This window comes from Leptolyngbya sp. GB1-A1, assembly GCF_039962475.1.
Lineage (GTDB): Bacteria > Cyanobacteriota > Cyanobacteriia > Elainellales > Elainellaceae > Leptolyngbya_A.
Map to the genome: position 1 here is coordinate 1 of NZ_JAMPLI010000037.1, position 23,310 is coordinate 23,310.

Consider the following 23,310-nt stretch of genomic DNA (forward strand, 5'->3'; position numbering starts at 1 on the left):
ACAAACTGAAGAGTTACCAAGCTGCCAAGAACCAGATGCTCAAGAGCGTAGAGCACCGACAGCACAAGGGATTAAATAATCGAGCGGAGAACTCGCATCAACCGACACGCACCCGAGAGCGCCGGATGCGAAAGTTTAAGTCACCGGGGCAAGCACAACGATTTCTCTCTGCGTTTGGACCGATTCGAGACCACTTCCACCCGAAACAACACCAACTGACTGCCAACTGCTACCGCGAACAAATGCGTCAACGCATTGAAGATTGGCAAGAGATTGTTGGGTTGAGATCTGCCGCATAGTCCTGTGATTCCACCTCACCAGAGACTACCGTGCTGATTCTTAAATCTTTCTGGTTAAGTTGACAGTAGAAACTTATATCAAAGTCAGGGGGGTGTGGAAATATCTGTATCGCGCCGTGGATTCCCAGGGAATACGCTGGACTTCATGCTGAGCGCTAAGCGAAATAGCAAGGCAGCGGCACGATTCTTTCGTAAGGTTCTTAAGAACCAGCATGCTCAAACTCCACGAGTGATTAACGTGGACAAGAACACTGCTTACCCAGTGGCAATGGAAACGTTAAAGGAAGAAGAAACACTGACTGAAACAACGAAATTGCGGCAGGTAAAATACTTGAATAACGTGGTTAAACAAGACCACAGAAATATCAAGCGAATCACTAGACTGATGATGGGATTCAAGTCGTTCGATAGTGCGAGAAGAACCCTGAAAGGGATTGAGGCAATGAATATGATCCGTAAAGGACAAGTGAAAGGAGTTGAACAAGGGAGCAGTGTCCATCAAGCCAGATTATTTATTGAATCGATCTTTGGAATTGCTGCATAGAACAGAACGAATGATTTGTATCATTCGTCATTAAAATTCTTGCGACAGAACCAGCCTGGGTATACTTAGCTATCGAGACTTTAAGTCTTGCTTGATCAAACCATGTCCTTGGGATCGCTGACCCATGTTAGATACTCTCCAAGCCCTTTTTAGCCTTAGCGCGTTCGTGCCGAATGGGCACTGCTACCTCTGGAAAACAGGGCTGGTAGAGTTACATATTACGGCTGATGCCCTGATTGTCCTTGCCTACTATTCAATCCCGATCGCCCTCTTCTGTTTCGTTCGCCAGCGTCAAGATTTGCCATTCAAATGGATATTTTTGCTGTTTGGAGCGTTCATCATCTCCTGCGGAACTACTTACCTGCTAGAAATCGGGACACTCTGGTATCCGACCTACTGGCTTTTTAGCGGTATGAAGGCGATTACAGCGTTGATTTCGGTGTTCACGGCGATCGAACTGATCCCCCTGGTTCCTAAGCTGCTTGCCCTCCCTAACCCTGCTGAGTTGCAGCGATTAAATATAGAATTGCAGCTTTCCCAAGCGCGGTTTTCAGGCATTTTAGATATTGCCAGTGATGCCATTATTTCGATCGATGCCCATCAACGCATTACCCTGTTTAATCAGGCAGCCGAAAAAGTGTTTGGCTATACGGCAGATGAAGCTTTGGGGCAACCGCTCGATCTGCTGCTTCCCCAGAGATCTGTAGCTCCACATCATCAGCACATCAGCAACTTTAAGGAACGAAACGGAAATACCCGGCGGATGGGAGAGCGCAGTGAAATCTTTGGTCGTCGCAAGGATGGTACTGAATTTCCAGCCGAGGCTTCAATTTCAAAGCTAGAAGTGGCAGGCGAAAAGATTTTTACCGCATTTCTGCGCGACATCACCGACCGCAAGCAAGCCGAGGTAAAGCTTCAAGAACAGCAGCAATTTCTGCGGCAGGTAATTGACATTAACCCAAATCTGATTTTTGTTAAAGATTGGGATGGCAAATTTATCTTAGCCAATCAAGCGGTAGCCGAAATTTATAGCACTACAGTTGAAGATTTGATTGGCAAAACCGATGCTGATTTTAGCTTTAACCTATCTGAAGCTGAAGCGTATGTCCGAGCCGATCGCCAGGTGATGCAAACGCTACAGCCTTTACTAAATTCAGAAGAAAACTGCACGACTGCAGAAGGCACAACTCGTTGTCTTCAAACCACCAAGAAGCCGTTAATACTATCGGATGGGCAGACACGATATGTATTGGGTGTTGCGAATGACATCACTACGCTGAAACAAACTGAAGCTGCTTTACAGCAGAAGACCGAAGAACTAGAAGGGTTTTTCTCCAGCACACTCGATCTGTTGTGTATTGCCAACACAGAGGGGCGTTTTCTCCGGCTTAACCCAGAGTGGGAGCAAACGCTGGGCTACAAACTGCAAGAATTAGAGGGTAAATATTTTCTCGACTTGGTTCATCCAGATGATCTGCAGGCAACGCTTGCTACCTGTGCTGAGGCAGCTAAGCAGCTAGTTTTAAGCTTTGTAAATCGCTATCGTCACCAAGACGGGTCCTACCGCTGGCTAGAGTGGCGATCGATTCCCAAAGGGAAATACATTTACGCAGCTGCCAGAGATATCACTGAGCGTAAACAGGCAGAAGCAGAATTACGACTGAGCCAGGAGCGACTACAGCTTGCCTTAGAAGCCTCTGGTGAAGGGCTATGGGATTGGCAGATAGACACGGGAGCAGTATATAGAAGCTGCCGCTATCTAGAAATTTTGGGCTATGAGAATGAGGAACTACCGGAGACTGTTAGATCGTGGGAAGCGTCGATCCACCCAGACGATCGCGATCGAGTATTCAATGATCTCAACGCCCATTTACAGAATAAATCTGTACAGTTTGCCTGTGAATATCGAATGCAGACTCAATCAGGCGAGTGGAGATGGATTGCAGACTACGGCAAAGTTGTCACCCGGGATCAGCAAGGACGGCCATTACGGATGATTGGTACGCACAAAGATATTACCGATCGCAAACAAGCCGAAGCCGCATTGCAGTTAACTGACTTCTCCTTTGAGTCTTCCTCTGTCTCAGCTACCTGGATCAGGCAAGACGCAAGTATTATGCGAGTCAACGCCGCCGCCTGTCAAACGTTGGGCTACTCTCGCGAAGAATTGCAATCGATGCATGTGTATGACTTGGATCCTAACTTTCCGGTCGAGATTTGGTCAGAGCACTGGCAGGCGCTGAAGCAACAAAAGCACCTCAACTTTGTAACCCAACTACGCGCTAAGGACGGCAGACTGCTGCCTGTTGAAGTCTCGCTAAATCATGTGGAGTTTGATGGCGAAGACTATAACTTTGCCTCCATGCATGATATTAGCGAGCGCTTGCAAGCCGAAGCGGTGCTTCGAGAGAGTGAAGAACGCTGGAGATATGCAGTAGAAGGCAACGGGGATGGACTTTGGGACTGGAACGCCCAAACCAATGAAGTTTTCTTCTCACGGCAGTGGAAAACGATGCTTGGGTTTGCGGAGGACGAGATTGGAAAGAATCTCAGTGAGTGGGACAAGCGAGTTCACCCCGATGATAAGGCAATGGTGTATGTCGCCATTGAACAGCATTTTTCGGGGGAAGCACCGCAATATATCAGTGAGCATCGAGTTCTGTGCAAAGACGGTTCTTACAAGTGGATTCTCGATCGCGGCATGGTGATGAGCCGAGATAAAGCTGGAAAGCCGTTGCGAGTCATAGGAACTCACACTGATATCAGCGGTCGCAAAGAAACCGAAGAGAAATTGCGCCAGAGTGAAAATACCAAACGCGCTATGCTTCAGGCAATTCCCGACCTACTCATTCGTATGAGAAGGGATGGCGTACAGTTAGAGCTGATCAATTCGGGATGTGTGCACTTGGTAGCTAACAAAGATGTGTTTACACGGACCAATGTTTTAGATGTTCTACCGTCGCAGGTTGCTCATGAGCGATTGCGTTGTGCAGAACAAGCCTTGCAAACGGGCGAAGTGCAGCATCATGAATATCAATTAACGATAGATGGTCAACGTTACTTTGAAGAAGCCCGCATTGTGCCGCTTCAAGAAGATGAAGTGTTGTTAATGGTGCGCGACATCACCGATCGCAAGCAGATGGAGCAAGCCTTACGAAACAGTGAAACCCGTTTTCGGACGCTAATCGAAGACTTACAGGTAGGGATTGTGGTGCAGGGCAATCAGGCTGAAATCCTGCTATGCAATTCCAAAGCATTAAATTTGCTGGGTCTTACAGAGGCACAACTGGTGGGTAAAACCTCGTTTGATCCAGACTGGAATGTTATCCACGAAGATGGCTCTCCGTTTCCTGGGCGAACCCACCCTTCCGTACAGGCGATCATCACAGGTCGCTCTGTTCACAATGTGATTATGGGTGTTAATCGTCCTCAGCAAAACGATCGCGTCTGGCTATTGGTTGATGCAGAACCCCAGCTCGATGAAAAGGGTAATGTTCGGCAAGTGATTTGTACCTTTAGCGATATTAGCGATCGCCAGGCTGCTCTGCGGGAACGAGAACGAGCCGAAGCAGAACTGAAAACCCAACAAGCCTTCCTGCGGCAGATTATTGATGTTGTTCCCAATAACATTTTTGTGAAAGACCGAGAAGGACGGCTCCTCGTTGTGAATCACGCCAGTGCAACCATACATGGAACAACTCCTGAAGCCATGATTGGCAGACGAGAAACCGATTTTAATCCTAACTTTTCAGCAGAACAGCTCGAAGAATTCCTGTCTATTAACCGACAGGTGATGCAAACCCGACAACCTCATGTTGATCTTTCACAAGCCATTATAAGTAGTACGGGTGAAACTCGCTGGTATCAAACTGTGATTAGTCCTTTAATTAGCATAGATGGGGAAGTCACAGGAATTATTGGAGCCACTACCAATATTACAGCCCTGAAACAGGCAGAACAGGCTTTGCAGCAGGCAAAAGAAGCCGCAGAAGCTGCCAACCGAGCTAAGAGCAGCTTCTTGGCAAACATGAGTCATGAATTGCGAACCCCGCTCAATGTGATTTTGGGCTTTGCTCAAGTCATGTATCGAGATCCAGCCCTGAATTCAGAGCAACGAGAGAATCTGCAAATTATTCGTCGGAGTGGCGATCATCTGTTGCGTTTGATTAACGATGTTTTAGATTTGTCCAAAATTGAAGCCGGACATATCACCCTAGAGCAAAGCAGCGTGGATTTAATTGATTTGTTGCGATCGCTAGAGCAGATGTTTTGCCAGCGCGCAGAAGCCAAAGGCTTACAGCTCCGTCTAGAACTCGCCTCAACTCTACCCCAATATGTAACGATCGATGTTAACAAGCTGCGGCAGGTTCTGATTAATCTACTGGGTAATGCGATCAAGTTCACTGAGCAAGGGGAAGTAGCCTTACAAGTACGAACAGTAGAGTCTGTTGGCGGTCGATCCTCAGCTCTAACTCAGTCCTTCATCCACTTTGAGGTGAGCGATACTGGAATGGGCATCGATCCGGCTGAGCTAGAAACGATTTTCAGCGCCTTTGTGCAAACTCAAGCTGGCAAAAATTCACCCGGCGGCACTGGCTTAGGATTAACCATCAGCCGTCAATTTGTGCAACTTATGGGCGGAGATATTACCGTTCAAAGCACACTGGGTCAGGGCAGCACCTTTGCCTTCACGCTTCCAATTCACTTAGTGCAATCGGCTGATGCCTCGATGACTGCCTCAAACTGCCAGGTGATCGGGTTAGCCCCTAACCAACCGACTTACCGCATTCTGGTCGTGGATGACCAACCGGAGAACCGCAAGTTCTTGGTAAAATTATTAACTCAAATTGGGTTAGAAGTCCGAGAAGCCGCAAATGGGCAGGAGGCCGTCAGCCAGTGGCAACACTGGCAACCGCATCTCATTTACATGGATATACGAATGCCGCTACTAAACGGTTATGAGGCAACTCAGCAAATTCGCGCTACTTCTGATGGACAATTTCCTATCATTATTGCCCTGACAGCTCAGGCTTCTAGAAGCGATCGCACACTAGCCTTGGCCTCAGGCTGTAACGATTATTTGAGTAAGCCATTTCAGGAGGAGGTGCTGTTTGGCAAGATGGCAGAACACTTGGGATTGAAGTACCTTTGCATAGCAGAGCAAACCAATGCATCCGACCAATCGTTAGATCATGCTGTAATGGTGCTACAGCCTTCTGATCTATCAGGTATGCCATCTCATTGGATTGCTGCTCTTCGTCAAGCTGCCCAGCTTTGCAACGATAGTAGTGTGGAAGACTTGATTGAGCAAATTCCAGCTGAACGAACCTTTTTAATCAAGGGATTACGGCAACTGGTGCAAAACTACAGCTTTAAACAACTTATTGCTTTAACTACATCAGGGGCTACTAATGATAATGCTTGAAAAGCCGATACGGAAGAGTATTATCTCAGACATCAGCTGCTATGCCACCCTTCTAATTGTAGACGACCACCTCGATAATGTCCGCTCGCTAGCTTTGCTATTGAGTGATTCGGGGTATTTAGTCAGGAAAGCGACGAGCGGCGAGATGGCACTCGAAACAATCCGGATTGCTAAGCCTGACCTGATACTGTTGGATGTGCGGATGCCTGAAATGGATGGCTATGAGGTCTGTGAACGGCTCAAAGCAAACCCAAGCACCTGTGACGTTCCAGTTATTTTCTTGAGTGCCTCACATGAGACAGACAACAAGATCCAAGCTTTTGCAGTAGGAGGGGCAGACTATGTCACCAAACCCTTTCAAGCTGAAGAAGTGTTAGCGCGGGTTCGCCATCAGATTACAATCTTGCAACAACAACAGCAACTCCTGCAACAGCAGCAACAGCTTGCCCTACAAAATTGTCAATTGCGTCAGGAGATCAAGCAACGCGAGCAGGTAGAAGCAAAGCTTCAACAGGCAAATTTACAGTTACAACATCTTGCAAACACTGATAGCCTCACTCAGGTTGCCAACCGTCGGTGTTTTGATGCAGTGCTTGCGCAAGAATGGCAACGACTCAAACGCGAACAGCAGCCCCTATCGTTAATTCTCTGTGACATTGACTACTTCAAGCAATATAACGATTGCTACGGGCACCCAGCAGGCGATGTTTGTTTACAGCGGGTAGCACAGGTAATTGCTGGATGTGTGAATCGTCCTGCCGATATGGTTGCTCGCTACGGAGGAGAAGAGTTTGCCATCATCTTACCCAACACCGATCTAGCTGGGACAGTTTCGATTGTTGAGGCAATTCGAGCAGCTCTGGAAGCCTTACAAATTCCGCATGCAGGTTCTGCCATTGCCGCTCACATCACCCTGAGCTTAGGAATTGCTTCCCTGTTTCCTACATCCAGTTCTTCCTGCCAAGAACTGCTTGCTGCAGTAGATGCCGCACTGTATCACGCGAAACAGCAAGGACGCGATACTTGGATAGCAGCTCCACTATTGGCTTGATATTATCAGCGGAGTTGAACTCAGTAGAGCAGTTACCCACTCCGCTGGTCTGCGAAACCGTGCATGAGACTTGTCGTCTCACACAACTCCTGGCCCAAAGAGAGCCTCCCCAACATCTTTTGAGCTTCTGCCATTCCCTGGGCAGCACCGTCATCTATCGGGATAGTGTACGTGAAGAGGCGGGGCATAGCATGTGGCGATGAATAAGTTTCCATAGGGAGCAAGCTGAACAGTTTGTGACAATGACCCATCAATTTCAGCTTGAATTTTCCCCACCGTATTCCCGATTCAGGAAGCACACCGGTTGTTCCGGTTTATTCAAACCTTTTGTGCCGCGTGGGGAAGTTTTAGGCATAGTCGAAGGAGAAGTTGTGTTGATTTTAGATAGAGATAAATTGCACTTATCTCTATCTGACTATTCTCAGATTATGATTGCTAATTTCTGGAAGTACAAGGGTTGTAGGCATAATAGGGGTGCGTTCTGGAGCAGGGGCGTGTGGGGCGATCGCTCAATGAAACGTGCTGGGCGTGCAGTTTGTTGACGGCTGCTGAGGCTCGCAAACTTCATGATGAAGGGCGTGGAGGTGATGGCTGCTGGCAGGAGGGGATGTGCCACAGTCGGCGGCTTATTACTGGAAGGGTCGTAGCAGAGAATTTGAAAGAAACCATGAATTAGAACTCAGTACACTCAAGTTAGTAAATCAAGTGTGTTGCTTCCCAAGAATTTTGTGAGACACTCCACAGGCCATGTCTGATTTTTAGATTTCGACTGCCCCTAATGCTTTCAGCGTAGCTTGCTGCGCGGCTGTTAATCCTTGAGCGCCCCGGATGTTCATACCTTCGTACAGGCGATCGGCTCTCAGGGTTTTGAGGCACTCACCTGTTGTAGGATTCCACAGCTTAATGGTTTCATCCTGACTCCCACTGACCAAAATCGGACCTGTACCGGATGGCAGGCTAACGTCCACCGGACTAAACTGAACTCTGACCCGACTGGTGTGCCCCTGCAGGACTTTCTGACAGGTGCCATCTTGGACATTCCACAGCCGGATAGTTTGGTCTTCACTGCCACTGGCTAGGAGACGACCATTAGGGCTGAAGGCCACTGAGCCAACTTCACTAGTATGGTCGTGTAACGTTGCCAAGCACGCTCCGTCTTGCACATTCCAAAGTCGAACTGATAAGTCTGAGCTGCCAGTTGCTAGAGTCTGACCATCTGGGCTGAAGGCAACACATATAACCCAACCCGTATGTCCGTGTAGGGTTTTGAGGCAGGAGCCATCTCGCACATCCCATAGCCGCACGGTTTGATCGTTGCTGCCACTTGCAAGGATGTGACCATCTAGGCTGAAGGCGACTGCCCAAACCCAACCCGTATGTCCGTGTAGGGTTCTGAGGCAGGAGCCATCTCGCACATCCCATAGTCGCACTGAATTGTCATGGCTGCCACTCGCTAACATTTGTCCATTGGGGCTGAAACTGACTGAGCAAACCCAACCCATATGTCCGTGTAGGGTTCTGAGGCAGGAGCCATCTCGCACATCCCATAGCCGCACGGTTTGATCAATGCTGCCACTTGCAACCATTTGACTATTGGGGTGAAATGCCACTGCCCAGCTCCAATTGGTATGTCCTGGCAAAGCTTTGCAAGTTTCTTGCTGCCAATCCCATAGCCGCACGAGGGCATCATAACTACCACTGGCTAAAGTGGAGCCATCCGGACTAAAGCTGACTGAAGTGACCCCACTGGTTTGCCCCTGAAGCGTCTTGAGGCAGGTGCCATCTTGGACATCCCACAGTCGAAATGAGGCATTCTCGCTATTGCTTGCTAAGATTTGACCATCGGGACTGAACGCGACAGACCAAACACAACTGCTGTGACCTGGCAATCGTTTAAAGCACGTTCCGTCCTGCACGCTCCACAACCGTACTGAGGCGTCGTCACTACCACTGGCAAGGGTTTGACCATTGGGACTGAAGCTGAGTGAGGTGACCCAACTAGTATGCCCTTGCAGTGTTTTGCGGCAAATGCCGGTCTGCATGTCCCATAGTCGAATCGTGCGATCATCACTACCGCTGGCGAGGGTTTGACCGTCCGGGCTGAAGGCAACTGCCCAAACCCAACGGGTATGTCCTGACAATGTTTTGAGGGTGGTGCAGTGAGCAACACTCCACAATCGGATTGAGGAGTTGTCGCTGGCACTGGCCAGAATCTGTCCATTGGGACTAAAGTTGACTGAAGTGACCCCACCGGTATGACCCTGCAAAACCGTTAGGCAGGTGCCGTCGCGGGCATTCCAGAGCCGAATTGTTTGATCTTCACTGCCACTCGCCAGCATTTGACCATTGGGGCTGAATGCGATCGTCCAAACCCGACCGGAATGACCCCGCAGTATGTTGAGACAGGTGACTGAGAGATGGCTGGAATCACTCACTTCAGCCAGGTTTGCAGTGTTGGACTGCTCAAAATCGAGGTTCTGCACATCCCACAACCGAATTAATGGGTCATCACTGCAACTGGCTAGCGTTTTGCCGTCGGGACTGAAGGCAACTGTCCAGATCCAACCGGTATGTCCCTTCAATGTCATAACTTGTTGACCATCGACCACTCGCCAGAGGCAAATCTTACCATCCACATCGCCTGTTGCCAGCAAGCTGCCATCTGGATTAAAGCAGACTGAGACAACGCTACTTAAGGTCTCGGCAAACACAGATGTTGCCAAATCAGCGTTGCGAAAATTGACCCCTGACAGGTTGATCTGTCGTAAGTCGGCTTGCCATACGCTTAGCTCCGAAAAGTCGCAGCCGCGCAAATCGCTTTGCAGATGCACCAGCAGGTTGAGCAGGTTACCCGCAATATAGTTTGGCTGAAGTGGCGCTTGCTGCTGTTGCTGCTCCAGCATGATTTTCAAGTGGTGTTCAATGGCTTGGGGGTTGCCAAACTGAATCAGCAATTGTTCAGAGATCGGCTCAACGATCAAACGCTTTTGCATCTCTCGGACATAGTCTTTTGTCTGGGCTTTGATCAAGGCATGAGTTTTGAGTCGCTCTGGTGTTTGGGTCGCAATTTCCCTAGAGACATACTGCACGAACTGGTCAGTCACATACTCCAGTACCACTGGCTGGAGAAAGAACCGCTCTCCCTCCTTCTCAATCAGCGATCGCCGCAATAAGGACTGAATTGCATGCGGCAGCCTGCGCCTGGAAACCGTGGTGACAATATCCCGACTCAACTCAACCAGCAAGATCGGTTCTCGGTTAATGGCTAACCAAACGATCATTTCCAGCTCAATCTCAGACAGGCGGTCAAACTGTCGCTGGAGCAAGTCTCGAATGTCATCGAAGACGATTAAGCCCTGCTGCACATAGTTCAATACCTCGACAATTCTGCCATTAAACAGTTCTTGAGTCGCGGCTGCCACCAGCTTCAGCGCCAGGGGGTTGCCGCGATAGTGCGTCACTAATCTCTCCCATTCCGATGCTGTACCTGCAAAGATTCCTTTGGAGCGAAAGAGTTCTCGTCCGGCTTCGGGTTGCAGTCCCTGCAGTAGCAGCGTTCGTACTGATTGTTCCTGACCTTCCAGTGGCACAACCTCTCTAGGCTTTTCGCGGCTGGTAAGCAGCAAACAACTCTGATGGGACACCGCCCCAATCTCTTTGAACAGTTGACCATATCCCTCGTAGCCCGCTCGATACTGTCCGGTTTGTCCGGCACTCAAAATCGTCTCCGCATTGTCCAGAACCAGTAAGCAGCGCTTTTGACGCAACCCCTGTATTAGCTTCAATAGTTTCCCATCCAGGCTGCTCGGTACAGCGATGTCCTCTCCCTGCGCCCGCAGTAGAATAGGCAGCACCATCTCTAACCAGGCTTCAAACGGCGGTGCATTTTGCAGCGATCGCCACACCACCACCTCAAACTGAGTTTGAATCTGCTGCCCCAGTTTGGCGGCCAAGGCACTTTTGCCAATGCCACCAATTCCCAGCAGTGCCACGACTCGACAACGCTCCGTCACAATCCATTGCTCCAGGGCTTGCAGTTCCCCAGTTCGCCCATAGAACTGGGTGACATCCATCGCTTCTCCCCAATCTGCGTGAGGGGCAACCGATGCCGGCGCAGATAAACCAGAGGGGAGGTTGGTGGGACTCACTGATACCTCATCTAGTGCATCCGCTATCGCATCGGTTGACCCATCCACTGCAAATGCTTGGGTTTGTGTGGCGATAAGCAATGACCTGTGCCAATAAGCTGCTAAAGCTGCTTGAAAGTTGGTCTTGCTGACGGTTTCTCCAAGAGCCTGTCCTAACAGTTTCCAGAACTTGGGACCTACATCATGCTTGAGATAGCTGACAGCATACCCAGAGGTTGCGGCCATCTGCTCGTAGGACTGTCGCTGTATCGAGCCGAGCAGGATTGAGGCTTCTACTTCGCTGAGTCGTCTGCCATTGTGGGCAAACATGGCTGAATTGGCAATCCGTAGTATCTGCTCAACGTCCATTACTGCTCAAGCGTAATCAGTTAGTATTGCCCGATTTTACCGCGACTGGCCTTAACTTTTAGATCACTGCATCACATTGTCTACAATCGACTTCCAGTAAAGGCTACAGCTTCTCCAGGCTCAGCAAAATCAGATCAAAAGTTAAGGTAGAACTGAGTATTTAGACTTAGTAATAACTCAATTCTAGGGAACTAAAGTCCTTAATTTTCCTGTAACGACAAACCAAAAAAACACTCCTACAGTAGAGACATCAGGTTCAAAGACGCAAGGCAAAGGAATTAGCAACCACTATCTCCTAATCGCTAACCGCTTAATAACTTTCATAATTCACCGATTTCTAGCAGTAATCCAGTCTCACGACCCCGAACCTTCGGCTTGAGCTCAGGTCGAAAGATAGTCGACAGGCTAAGTTTCTGCTGCAACGGATTCGCTATCAAGTTGGTGTAGTGACATAGTTGACAACTGACAGATCTTCCAAGCTTTTCTAATACTACCCAGGAGGTATTGATGGAACGGTACAGCTGTAAGGTCTGTGGTCACATTTATGAGCCGGCAGAGGGTGACCCGAAGGCTGGAATTGCTCCGGGAACAGCTTTTGAAGATCTGTCAGAAGATTGGGTATGTCCAGTCTGTGGCGCGAAGAAAGCAAAATTTCAACCAGTACTACCAGGGGGAGTTTAGCTGGTTGTATCCCAAAAGGTAATGCGTTCTAAACCGTGAAGTATGGATTGCTGATGACACTGATTATCTAGAGTCAACAACCAGGAAGCACTTTAGTCAAAGCCCTCTAATGCAGTAATTGAAGCATTTTACATTTTCAGTCAATGCTCGTTGAAACAGAAGGAAAGCACTACCCAAATTCAAATGGAACTCACACGATGAACATACTCAACTTCAAGAATCGCATCCGCCTGCTTCTAATTGTCACTCTCTTTTTAGGAACTCTTACCATCACTTCTCTAGGAGCCATCATGAGTACTGCAAGTGCACAAGTCAACAAGCCCACGATCGTCCTCGTCCACGGTGCATTTGCCGAATCCTCTAGCTGGAATGGTGTATTAGCTAGGCTAATCACGAAAGGTTATCCAACAGTTGCTGTTGCCAATCCCCTGCGTGGAGTCAAAAGCGATGCGGATTATGTCGCCAGCGTCCTCAAGGGTATCGAGGGTTCCATTGTGCTGGTTGGGCACTCCTATGGAGGTGCGGTAATCAGCAATGCAGTCAACGACAACAGCAACGTGAAAGCACTGGTCTACGTTGCTGGCTTCGCTCCTGAGGCGGGCGAGACTGCCATTGAACTCTCAGGACGTTATCCGGGCAGCACACTCGGACCAACACTCGCGCCACCCGTTGAACTGCCCGATGGTGGTAAAGATCTCTACATTCAGCAGGACAAGTTCCACGCCCAGTTTGCTGCGGATGTGCCCGCTAACGACGCGCAACTAATGGCTAGCACCCAGCGCCCGATTACGGAAGCCGCGCTGAACGAAGCCTCCAGTACGCCCGCATGGAAATCTACTCCGTCCTGGTTTATTTATGGCGATCGCGACTTGAACATTCCTCCAGCGGCACTGTCTTTCATGGCGAACCGCGCTAACTCAAAGGAGACCGTTGTTGTGAATGGTGCGTCCCATGTCGTGATGGTTTCCCATTCAGATGCCGTTGCCAATCTCATCGATCGTGCTGCAACCGCGTCATAGATAAGGCGTAAACATTAGAACGCTGAATCACTTTAAGAGCAATCCTATGTCAACTTTTGTCTTGGTTCACGGCGCATGGCACGAGGGTTCTGCTTGGAACGAAGTGATCAAACAGCTAGAAGCGAAAGGGCATCAAGCATTTGCTCCCACGATCGCCGGACATGGTAAAAACGTAGATAAAAACGTTAACCATGCTCAATGTACGCAATCGATCGTCGATTACATTGTGGACAAAGACTTAACCGATATTGTTCTCTTAGGTCATAGTTTTGCCGGAACAATCATTGCGAAAGTTGCTGAAGCGATTCCCTCGCGCATTCGACGGCTCATCTTCTTCGATGCCTTTGTCCTCAATGATGGAGAAAGCCTTAGAGATAACATTCCGCCGCACTATCAAGCGTTATTTGACTCCCTAGCTAGAGAATCGGACGATCATACGCTGATGATGCCGTTTGAGCTTTGGCGAGAAGTGCTTCTCAATGATGCTGACCTCGAACTAGCTCGATCGAGTTACGCACGATTATCCCCTGAACCGTATCAACCGTGGATTGACAAGTTGGACTTGAAGCAGTTTTACTCGCTGCCCATTCCTAAAAGTTACCTCTACTGTACAGAAGATAATGTCCTCCCTCAAGGCGAACAGTGGGGTTGGCATCCGAGAATGTCTAACCGCTTGGGGTTATTTCGGCTTGTACAAATGCCCGGTAGTCACGAGGTCATGTTTTCTAACCCGATCGGTTTAGCAGAAAAGATGATTGTGGCAGGGCGCGACTAGCAACACCATTACTTATCACTCATCTGTCTCTCGATCCAACAAACCGAGGATAGCAATAGGAGTCCCTCATGGAACGGTATTTAGGCGCATTTGAACATTTATGTTGGCTCTACAACCAGTTTTATCCGCTAGATTTTGCCACCGTTGCGAAACTTCAGGGGCAGTTTAGTTCCGAGCAACTTTCAACGGTGCTTAGGCAAGTTCAGCAACACCATCCTCTGCTCCGAGTCCGCATCGCCACTGACGCGATCGGACAGCCTAAATTTGTCGAAACCGACGACGAGATTCCGCTGCGGCTGGTCGCGAGAACGGACGCTCGGCACTGGCAAGCAGAACTCGAAGTCGAACTGGCTCGCTCATTGGATTGGCAGGTTGCACCTTTACTGCGAGTTATACTGCTGCAATCGGAGGCTGAATCCGAACTGATGATTGTTTGCCATCATGCGATCGCAGATGGGCTATCTGGCGCTTATCTGATGCGAGATATTCTCCAAGGGTTAGGAGGCAAAATATTTGAGCGATCGGAGCTTTCTGCGGCATTATCGCTCGAATCAGCGCTTCCTGGCATTGCACCGTCTCCAGAAGCGACCGCTAAGCCCACGGACTATCCACCACCCCTGTCTCGTCGTCCCCGACCTCACATTCACACCGTTCTCCTCTCTCCCGAATTCACCCAGCAACTGATCCAACGCAGTCGATCTGAACACACAACCGTACACGGTGCAATCAGCGCAGCATTCTTGCTTGCACTCACTCAGCAAGACGTTAAACCCAGCGATGTGTTGCGATGTTTACACCCAGTCAACGTGCGATCGCAGCTATCTTTGCCGATACCAGAGGGAGTTGGGCTTTATATTTGCAATTGTACGACGACTCATTCCCTTCAGGCGGATTCCGCGTTTTGGGGCGTGGCACGATCGGTCAAGTCTCAACTCTCACAAATTGACATTGCCCAGCAGATAGTCGAGGAGCGCCAACTTCGACAAACCACAATGGCAAATCTCACCGATGCCACCGCCCTTGTTGAAGCAGCGAAATCGCAATATTTCTGTCAACTGAACGTCACAAATCTCGGTCGCATCGATATGGCTCAACAATACAGCAATATTCGGATTAAAGCACTCCATGCACCTGTTGTCGCTTCAGGTGTGGCAGGGCGGAACGTTGAAGTTGCGACCTTGGGCGATCGCCTCGCCCTCACAATTTCATCTACACCCCTGATGGATGTGGATCGGGCTGAGAGTGATCGAGCTGCAACTGCTTTTCTATCGTCAGGAGTGAAGCATTTAGAGTGTGCAGTAGTACAGGAAGTTGCCTCTGAAGCTGCCTGATGCACATCACAGGGTAAGACTCTGAGGTATCTAGAACATTCACAATTACAGGAGATTCAAATGACAATTTCAACTCAAACATCTTCAACTCTAGGCTCAAATCCTCTGAGTTCGATGCAAATCGATCATGTTTGCTTGAATGTACCAAACTATGAGGAAACGCTTCAGTGGTATCAAGAAAAGCTAGATGCGACGATCGAACATGAATGGACAGTAGGCGTTTTCCCAGATCTGAAATTGGCTTATCTCAGTGTATATGGCTTTCGCATCGAAATTATTGGCTCTACTCAGTCACAATCAGGAATGCCGATCGCGACTAATCTTGGTGAGGGATTAAGGACAACAGGTATCGGACATTTTTGTTTTCGAGTTCGAGATGTCGATGCAGTTCTTGCTGAATTAAATCGACGTGGTGTGAAAACATTTCTCGAACTCGGAAGCTACCCTGATCCGGGTATTCGGCTCTGTATGATTCAAGACAATAACGGCAATCTGATCGAGTTTGTCACCCCATTATGAATTCATGAATGAAATAGATCCCAACAGTTGCCGCTGCATCACAAACTGATTAGGGCGGACAGGTGAAAATTTTTCCATCTATCGTTCGAGAAATCATCGTCGTTCATCCATCAATACAGGTGAAACATTGATGTTAGAGGGTGGGTAGGTAGCGTAGTAGTTGATCGGCAGTGCGAAACGTTGCGACCAAGTCGCGATCGACACCGATATGTATCCCGCAGATGGAGACGTTGCCGTAGGATGACCAAGATGACTGCCCTTAGTCGCTATAGACAGCGAGGTGGCTGGCATGGTCTCTTATCTCACCCGTCCTGAAGCCGCCTTCGTCACGGATACGAGTCTCAAAATGTGGATGGCGGCATGGCACAAATCTAAATGGGTGCTGTGTCCACAGCCAGCTAACTATTCAAATTCAGCATTAATAGGAGATTGCAATGCCTTACGTTACTGTTGGTCAAGAAAACTCTGCAAACATTGATCTTTACTACGAAGATCTGGGGACAGGTCAACCGATCGTTCTGATTCATGGATTTCCCCTCAACGGACATTCCTGGGAAAAGCAGGTCTTAGTGCTGCTCAATGCCGGGTATCGGGTGATTACCTACGATCGCCGAGGATTCGGTGCTTCCAGCCAACCCTCGTTTGGTTATGACTACGACACCTTTGCAGCCGATTTGAACACGCTAATGACCAAACTCGACTTACATGACGCTGTGTTAGTCGGCTTCTCGATGGGAACAGGCGAAGTCACGCGCTATCTTGGCAAATACGGCTCACAGCGGGTGCAGAAAGCCGTGCTGATGGCTCCCGTTCCACCGTTTCTGTTAAAGACGGACGACAATCCAGAGGGTGTTGATCAAAGTGTTTTCGACGGCATTATGAAAGCGATTGTTGAAGACCGTCCAGCCTACTTTTCTGCATTCTTTAGAGAGTTCTTCAATATGGATGTGCTGCTGGGCGATCGCGAAGCGCTGCCCGCAAAGCGGGGTCGCATCAGCAATGAGGCAATTCAAGCCAGTTGGAATGTGGCAGCAGGGGCTTCTGCGAAAGGGACTTTGGACTGTGTTCCATCCTGGCTCACCGATTTCCGCGATGATCTGCCCCGCATTGATGTGCCGACTCTGATCATTCATGGCGATGCCGATCGCATTTTGCCACTTGAGTCCACCGCAGCAAGACTCCCGAAGCTGATTAAAAACGGTCAACTGGTTGTCATCCCTGGCGGACCGCACGCCATCAATTGGACTCATGCTGATCAGGTCAATCCCTTGTTGTTGAACTTTCTTCAGGGGTGATTATCTATCGAGTCCTTTATCGCTAAAAGGGTTCTAATATGTTTTCTAGACTGATGATAGCGGTTGCAACCACAGTGCTAACGATTGTGACCTCTTGTAGCTTTCCAACGATAGCACCAAGCAAAAGTGCGATTGCTCAAGTGCCAGGTGTCTATCCATTCAAGTTAGGTGATTTCAAAATTACAGCCCTGAGCGACGGCACACTCCCCCAGGATTTACATACGCTGCTGTCGAATACGAACCCAACAGAAACCGATCGCCTGCTTCAGAAAAACTTTCTGACTAATCCTGTCGAAACATCGATTAATGCTTTCCTGATCGACACGGGAGATCAACAAGTACTCGTGGACACGGGAGCCGGAACCTTTTTTGGTTCAAAACTGGGCGGCAAGCTTCAAACATCGTTAAAAGCAGCAGGCTACACACCTAACGAAATTGATGCAATTCTTCTGACTCATATTCATACCGATCATAGTGGGGGGCTGGTCGAACAAGGGAAACGGGTGTTTCCTGCCGCCACGCTCTATGTCGGCAAGCCAGATGTCGATTTCTGGTTTGATCGAGCGAATGCCACACGATTCAACGTTGCTGAAAAATACTTTGACGAAGCCGCGAAAACTGTCAAACCTTATTTAGATGCAGACAAGGTGAAATCGTTTTCTGGCAAGACAGCTCTGCTACCGAGAATCACCGCGCATCCCACACCCGGACACACTCCTGGCCATAGCTGCTATGTGGCGGCAAGCAAGGGTGAGAGCATTGAGTTTTGGGGCGATATTGTTCACTTTGCTTCGGTGCAATTTCCCAAGCCAGAAATTACAGTTGCTTATGATGTCGATGCCAATGCTGCTGCTGCACAACGCAAAGAACAGTTTGCGAGAGCGGAAGCATCCCGAATTTTGATAGCAGGCGCACATTTGCCCTTTCCCGGCGTTGGACACCTCCGGGTAGCAGATCAAGGTTATGCCTGGGTGCCAGTGGATTACCGCTGGCGTGAACCCTAAAGGATTCATAGCAATGTGAAATGGGCGCTGAATGTTTATACGCCCCTTCAGAGGTCAGTAGTGAAGCAGATATTAAAGCGTTAGTAGAGAAATTGTTCCGTGAGTTTTGCACAAGCGGCAACGGGCTATTGCGAAGTTAGGGAGTTACCTCCGCTGAGTGGTATCGAAATCCCGTCACTGTTTATTCTGAATCAAGGAGAGTTGGCACAGATGGAATCTATGAAAGCAGCCGTATTAACTGCGTTTGGTGATGCTGAGAAGTTTGAAATTCAAACTGTTCCCATACCAACAATGAAGGCGAATCAGGTGTTAGTCCGAGTTTGTGCAACCTCGATTAACCCGGTCGATTACCAAACTCGTCGTGGTGATTACAAAGAACTGGTTCAATTACCCGCCATCCTTGGAGTCGATGTTTCAGGGGTGATTGAGGCAATTGGCGAAGCTGTGACTGATTTCAAGGTGGGAGACAATGTGTATTACTCGCCGCAAATTTTTGGAGAATTCGGTAGCTACGCTCAGTATCATGTGGCTGATGCAGCGATTGTTGCATTGAAGCCTGTAAATCTATCGCACATTGAAGCAGCTTCTTTTCCGCTTGCAGGCGGAACTGCTTGGGATTGTCTAGTGACTAGGGGCAATCTACAAGTTGGGGAAACAGTTCTCATCCACGCGGGTGCGGGTGGAGTGGGTTCAATCGCAATTCAACTCGCCAAAACAATAGGGGCATACGTTTTTGCGACGTGTAGTTCTAGAAACCGAGATTTTGTGACAGAACTGGGTGCAGATCGAGTGATTGATTACAAAAATGAAGATTACGTAGAAGTCATTCGTCAAGAAACAAATGGACTGGGTGTGGATTTAGTTCTAGATACGATCGGCGGAGAAACAATTCAGCGTAGTCTAGAAATCATTCGTCCCTTCGGTAGACTCGTGAGCATTGTAGACATTGCAATACCGCAATCGCTTCTTGAAGCATGGGGTAAGAATCTGACGATTCATTTTGTTTTTTCACCCCAGTACCGAGCAAAATTAGAGGCTTTGACAAAACTAATCGAGCGTCATCAGCTTCGCCCAGTGATTGATTCAGTATGGTCTTGGGATCAGGTCGTTCTGGCACATCAGCGTCTAGAGCAGGGAGGAACACGGGGCAAAGTCGTGCTGAAATTTACAGAAGATTAGATCGGCTTTGCGGCACTGGTAATGGCTAAATGGATCGGAGTTTGATTCTGTGCTGAAGGTCAATCTTGATTGAAACAGGAGAAACAGGATGATGCTGCAAGGTAAAGTGGCTTTAGTGACTGGAGGCGCATCGGGAATTGGTCGAGCAACCGCGATCGCTTTTGGTGCTGCTGGAGCAAAAGTAGTCTTCTCGGACATACGCGATGTAGAAGGTGAAGAAACTGCGGCTCTGGTTCGCGAGACTGGGGCAGAATGCTTGTTTGTGAAATCAGATGTATCGAGTGAAGCAGACGTGCAAGCCCTAGTGCAGAAAACGATCGCCACCTATTAACCTGGCAAGTATAGAGAGTGCATAAGGTCAGGCAGCATAAGCAATGGCAGGATGTTTAAAGTACCGCACGATGCGCCCCGGCAACTTCTGAAGCTTATGCAGATGAGATGACACCCACTGTTCCAACTGCGCCTGGTTTCGCGTCGGGGGCTTCGCGTGAACTCCCTGCTTGACATCACAGTTGAGATACTCGGCTGGATTTAACTGGGGCGAGTACGGCGGCAGGTAGAGTGGGATTGTAAATTGAAGTGTGTCAAAGGTCAGGAAATGAGATCTAATGAACTACTGAACCTACGCCACTTGAACTATGACTTTTCGACCTGAACTCCTTGATGAATTGCTCAAAGGCTATGAGAATCCTGAAGACCTGCTGGGAGACGGAGGGATTCTTAAACAGCTGACGGCTGCTTTAGTGGAACGCTGCTTGAATGCGGAAATGAAAACGCATCTAGAGGAGCAACAGGCGGAACCTGAAAGCGAAGCCAAGCCAACTCGTAACCGCCGCAATGGGCACAGCAAGAAGACCATTAAAGGTGAGTTTGGGGAAGCCCAAATCAGTGTTCCCCGTGACCGCAACAGTGAGTTTGAACCCCAGATCGTCAAGAAGGGACAGAGCCGCTTTGACGGCTTTGACGACAAGATCTTGTCACTCTACGCTAGGGGCATGAGTACCCGTGATATCCAGGCTCAACTGCAAGAGCTGTATGGGGTCGAGGTTTCAGCAGGACTGATCTCTAACGTCACCGAGGCAGTTGAAGCAGAGCGTAAAATTTGGCAAAACCGCGCCCTTGACCCGGTTTATCCCATTGTCTATTTTGATGCCCTGGTGGTCAAAGTCAGACAAGACGGACGGGTCATCAACAAAGCAATCCACTTGGCACTTGGGGTGAACTTGTCGGGCACCAAAGAACTCCTGGGCATGTGGATGACCCAGAACGAGTCCGCCAAATTTTGGTTGCAGGTGCTAACAGAACTTCAAAATAGAGGACTTAAAGACATCTTCATCGCCTGCTGTGATGGACTCACCGGCTTTCCTGATGCCATTGAAGCGGTCTTTCCTAAAACGAGTGTGCAGTTGTGCATTGTCCATATGGTTCGAAATTCGCTTAACTACGTGTCCTACAAAGACCGTAAAGCGGTCGCGGCTGACCTCAAGCTAATCTACACGGCAAGCACAGAAACTCAGGCAGAGCAGCGCTTGGTCGAGTTTGCCGACAAGTGGGACAAGCAGTATCCGACCATTAGCAGGTCCTGGCTCAATCATTGGCAGCGGATCGTTCCCTTCTTTGCTTTCCCGCCTGAGATTCGTAAAGCCATCTACACCACGAATGCCATTGAATCGATGAATATGACCCTCAGAAAGGTGATTAAAAACCACCGTGCTTCTCCAACCGATGAATCTGCCCTCAAAGTTATCTATCTCGCAATTGGGAATATTGCCAAAAAGTGGACGATGCCCATTCAAAATTGGAAACCTGCCCTCAATCGCTTCGCTATTGAGTTTGGTGATCGCTTTCCAAGCTGAGTTTTAACCCTTGACACAATTCAGTTGACATACTCATAAATTCAGCACAAAAAACATTAAACTCTGCTCTATTGTTAGAGTCTAATGAACGAATACAATAACTATTTCTTGTATACAAATGTTGAAACAAAATGAACAATTGACTGCCTTAATCTGTTGATGCAGGCACTCGCCAAGTTTCACCATCTCGAACCATTGCATTGAGAATCCGCAGCAACTTGTGCATGCACGCAATTAATGCTACCTTCTTTGCCTTTCCCCCTGCCAACAGTCGAGCATAAAAACTCTTCAATATACGGTTGTGCCGCACTGCAACTAAAACTCCCATGTACAACACACTTCGCACCCTCGATCGCCCTCCCCAAATCGTGCGAGAACCTCGGTATTTGCCACTCTCTCGATTGAAAGGCGCAACCCCAACTAGCGCACTAATCCGTTTATCACTCACCTGTCCCAATTCTGGTAATGCTGCAACTAATGTCGTCGCAATCACCTTTCCAATCCCTGGCACACTTTTGAGTACCTTGATGCGACATCGCCATTGCTCTTGCTCTTGGCTCAGTTCCTCAATCTCACGATCGAGTTGTTCAATCCGTTTCTCTAACCATTCGAGATGAGCTTCAACATCCTGCCGCATTTTACCGCGCAAGCTACTCTGACGATTCTTCTCAGCCGCTAACATGTCTACCAACTGGCGGCGACGCGTCACGAACTCTTGCAGTGTTTGTTCGTTTGCATTGGGTAAAACAGTAACAGCAGGCTGCATCGCTTGCCCAAAATGAGCGAGCACTGCCGCATCAATTCGGTCTGTTTTTGCCAATTTACCACTGGCTTTGGCAAAATCTCGTCCTTGCCGAGGATTGATAATGGAAATGGCATATCCCTGTTCTTGCAGTGCTTGAGCCGCCTCAAGTTCTAGCCCTCCACTTGCTTCCAAGATCACTTGTTTAATCTCAAAGGCTTGGAGTTGCTCGATTAATTCAACAATGCCACTGGTTTGATTGTTGAACTGAAACTGCTTGCCGCTCGGTCGCAGGTAAACATCTAAATTTGCTTTGCTGACATCGATACCGACCCATTGTGGTTGTTGCTGCATTGGACAATCGCCTCTTCTAGAATGGCTCGAAAACTACACTCGTTCTGGCTCCATGCGGATTCACTGACCCAGGCGATTTTGCGAGTTCTTAGTTTCGAGAAGGTGTGGCGACCCAAGCTTGAATTACGGCTTTGACGAACCTAGGGGACATCGGTCTACCACAGTCTCAACATACCAGGGGACAGTGTGTCTCAAGTGAAATTTATCGAAGCGCTCCTTGGAATTGCTGCTTAAGAGAATGCTAACGATACCGATCGTTTGTCCTTAATAAACTTTTGTGACACAACCGGAAAACTTGCGCAATTTGCAAATCAGTTGCGCACTTTATAAACCTTTGAAGCCAGTATCGTTTGAGGCTTTCAGATATTGAGACAAATCAAGCCAAGGAGCATCAATATCTTACCTCTGAAGCTCAAAACGCTTGTTTAGCAGAAGATCAGAAATTTACGCCATTCATTTGCTAATTGCGCCAAATCATCTGCTCATCCACATCTGGGCTTGTTCGTGTGACCTATAGACTAGTCAGATAGCTATAGATTAGCACCCGACACCACCTAGCGTTAGTAGGTGGTGTGAGCTTCATGTCTATCCCATCCTTTCGTCGTCAGGTCAACTTCCCGATAGAGTCTAGCCTTTTGCGATGACATCAGAATCATTGAGAACGAGCGTGGTACCCGAACAAACCATAGAGGTTCCAGCCAAACTACCGTAATAAAACTTTATTAATTAAGAGGTAGCTA

14 protein-coding genes and 2 pseudogenes are annotated in these 23,310 nt (G+C 48.7%); 14 read left to right on the top strand and 2 right to left on the bottom strand.

The features are described from left to right. The 4 genes and pseudogenes from NDI45_RS23355 to NDI45_RS23370 form a co-directional block, all read left to right on the top strand. Positions 1-299: DDE-type integrase/transposase/recombinase (locus NDI45_RS23355; protein ID WP_348249095.1), on the top strand; the 299-nt coding region annotated here is incomplete at its 5' end. Between the two features lie 68 nt (positions 300-367). Then, positions 368-843: pseudogene (locus NDI45_RS23360) on the top strand (IS6 family transposase); the annotation flags it as partial. A 124-nt stretch (positions 844-967) separates the two neighbouring features. Beyond that, a complete protein-coding gene (locus NDI45_RS23365) occupies positions 968-6,268 on the top strand; it encodes a PAS domain S-box protein (RefSeq protein ID WP_348249096.1) in 5,301 nt (1,766 codons plus the stop codon). Then, positions 6,261-7,319: a diguanylate cyclase gene (locus NDI45_RS23370; protein WP_348249117.1), complete on the top strand. Its 1,059-nt coding sequence runs from the start codon at positions 6,261-6,263 to the stop codon at positions 7,317-7,319. The genes NDI45_RS23365 and NDI45_RS23370 overlap by 8 nt, the downstream gene beginning before the upstream one ends. A 758-nt stretch (positions 7,320-8,077) precedes the next feature. Here the strand turns inward: NDI45_RS23370 and NDI45_RS23375 are convergent. Continuing rightward, positions 8,078-11,815 carry an NB-ARC domain-containing protein gene (locus tag NDI45_RS23375; RefSeq protein WP_348249097.1) on the bottom strand — a complete coding sequence of 1,246 codons (3,738 nt, stop codon included), beginning with the start codon at positions 11,813-11,815 and terminating at the stop codon, positions 8,078-8,080. 507 nt (positions 11,816-12,322) lie between these two features. Here NDI45_RS23375 and rd point away from each other — a divergent pair. The 10 genes and pseudogenes from rd (at position 12,323) to NDI45_RS23425 (ending at position 21,474) form a co-directional block, all read left to right on the top strand. Then, positions 12,323-12,496: a rubredoxin gene (gene rd, locus NDI45_RS23380; protein WP_348249098.1), complete on the top strand. Its 174-nt coding sequence runs from the start codon at positions 12,323-12,325 to the stop codon at positions 12,494-12,496. Positions 12,497-12,786: 290 nt separating this feature from the next. Then, positions 12,787-13,515 (top strand): alpha/beta hydrolase, encoded by a 729-nt coding sequence (locus tag NDI45_RS23385; RefSeq protein WP_348249099.1) that lies wholly within the window; start codon positions 12,787-12,789, stop codon positions 13,513-13,515. Between the two features lie 46 nt (positions 13,516-13,561). Then, the gene (locus NDI45_RS23390; protein WP_348249100.1) at positions 13,562-14,290 is read left to right on the top strand and encodes an alpha/beta hydrolase; all 729 of its coding nucleotides are present in this window, start codon (positions 13,562-13,564) and stop codon (positions 14,288-14,290) included. Positions 14,291-14,358: 68 nt separating this feature from the next. Further along, positions 14,359-15,621 (top strand): condensation domain-containing protein, encoded by a 1,263-nt coding sequence (locus tag NDI45_RS23395; RefSeq protein WP_348249101.1) that lies wholly within the window; start codon positions 14,359-14,361, stop codon positions 15,619-15,621. Positions 15,622-15,681: 60 nt separating this feature from the next. Then, the gene (locus NDI45_RS23400) at positions 15,682-16,140 is read left to right on the top strand and encodes a VOC family protein (protein ID WP_348249102.1); all 459 of its coding nucleotides are present in this window, start codon (positions 15,682-15,684) and stop codon (positions 16,138-16,140) included. A 434-nt stretch (positions 16,141-16,574) separates the two neighbouring features. Next, positions 16,575-17,435 carry an alpha/beta hydrolase gene (locus tag NDI45_RS23405; RefSeq protein WP_348249103.1) on the top strand — a complete coding sequence of 287 codons (861 nt, stop codon included), beginning with the start codon at positions 16,575-16,577 and terminating at the stop codon, positions 17,433-17,435. Positions 17,436-17,575: 140 nt separating this feature from the next. After that, positions 17,576-18,439, top strand: a complete 864-nt coding sequence (locus NDI45_RS23410) for an MBL fold metallo-hydrolase (RefSeq protein ID WP_348249104.1) — start codon at positions 17,576-17,578, stop codon at positions 18,437-18,439. A 210-nt stretch (positions 18,440-18,649) separates the two neighbouring features. Beyond that, a complete protein-coding gene (locus NDI45_RS23415; RefSeq protein ID WP_348249118.1) occupies positions 18,650-19,618 on the top strand; it encodes a zinc-dependent alcohol dehydrogenase family protein in 969 nt (322 codons plus the stop codon). An 88-nt stretch (positions 19,619-19,706) separates the two neighbouring features. Continuing rightward, a pseudogene (locus NDI45_RS23420) lies at positions 19,707-19,946 on the top strand (SDR family NAD(P)-dependent oxidoreductase); the annotation flags it as partial. Between the two features lie 310 nt (positions 19,947-20,256). Next, positions 20,257-21,474 (top strand): IS256 family transposase, encoded by a 1,218-nt coding sequence (locus NDI45_RS23425; protein WP_348249105.1) that lies wholly within the window; start codon positions 20,257-20,259, stop codon positions 21,472-21,474. A 148-nt stretch (positions 21,475-21,622) separates the two neighbouring features. Here NDI45_RS23425 and NDI45_RS23430 read toward each other — a convergent pair whose 3' ends face one another. Further along, a complete protein-coding gene (locus NDI45_RS23430; RefSeq protein ID WP_348249106.1) occupies positions 21,623-22,570 on the bottom strand; it encodes a transposase in 948 nt (315 codons plus the stop codon). Positions 22,571-23,310: the final 740 nt, after the last annotated feature.

Bases quoted from the DNA above. Each gene is read 5' to 3' on its own strand.
- NDI45_RS23365 (WP_348249096.1), top strand. From the start codon at position 968: ATGTTAGATACTCTCCAAGCCCTTTTTAGCCTTAGCGCGTTCGTGCCG.
- NDI45_RS23370 (WP_348249117.1), top strand. From the start codon at position 6,261: ATGCTTGAAAAGCCGATACGGAAGAGTATTATCTCAGACATCAGCTGC.
- NDI45_RS23375 (WP_348249097.1), bottom strand. From the start codon at position 11,815: ATGGACGTTGAGCAGATACTACGGATTGCCAATTCAGCCATGTTTGCC.
- rd (WP_348249098.1), top strand. From the start codon at position 12,323: ATGGAACGGTACAGCTGTAAGGTCTGTGGTCACATTTATGAGCCGGCA.
- NDI45_RS23385 (WP_348249099.1), top strand. From the start codon at position 12,787: ATGAGTACTGCAAGTGCACAAGTCAACAAGCCCACGATCGTCCTCGTC.
- NDI45_RS23390 (WP_348249100.1), top strand. From the start codon at position 13,562: ATGTCAACTTTTGTCTTGGTTCACGGCGCATGGCACGAGGGTTCTGCT.
- NDI45_RS23395 (WP_348249101.1), top strand. From the start codon at position 14,359: ATGGAACGGTATTTAGGCGCATTTGAACATTTATGTTGGCTCTACAAC.
- NDI45_RS23400 (WP_348249102.1), top strand. From the start codon at position 15,682: ATGACAATTTCAACTCAAACATCTTCAACTCTAGGCTCAAATCCTCTG.
- NDI45_RS23405 (WP_348249103.1), top strand. From the start codon at position 16,575: ATGCCTTACGTTACTGTTGGTCAAGAAAACTCTGCAAACATTGATCTT.
- NDI45_RS23415 (WP_348249118.1), top strand. From the start codon at position 18,650: ATGGAATCTATGAAAGCAGCCGTATTAACTGCGTTTGGTGATGCTGAG.
- NDI45_RS23425 (WP_348249105.1), top strand. From the start codon at position 20,257: ATGACTTTTCGACCTGAACTCCTTGATGAATTGCTCAAAGGCTATGAG.
- NDI45_RS23430 (WP_348249106.1), bottom strand. From the start codon at position 22,570: ATGCAGCAACAACCACAATGGGTCGGTATCGATGTCAGCAAAGCAAAT.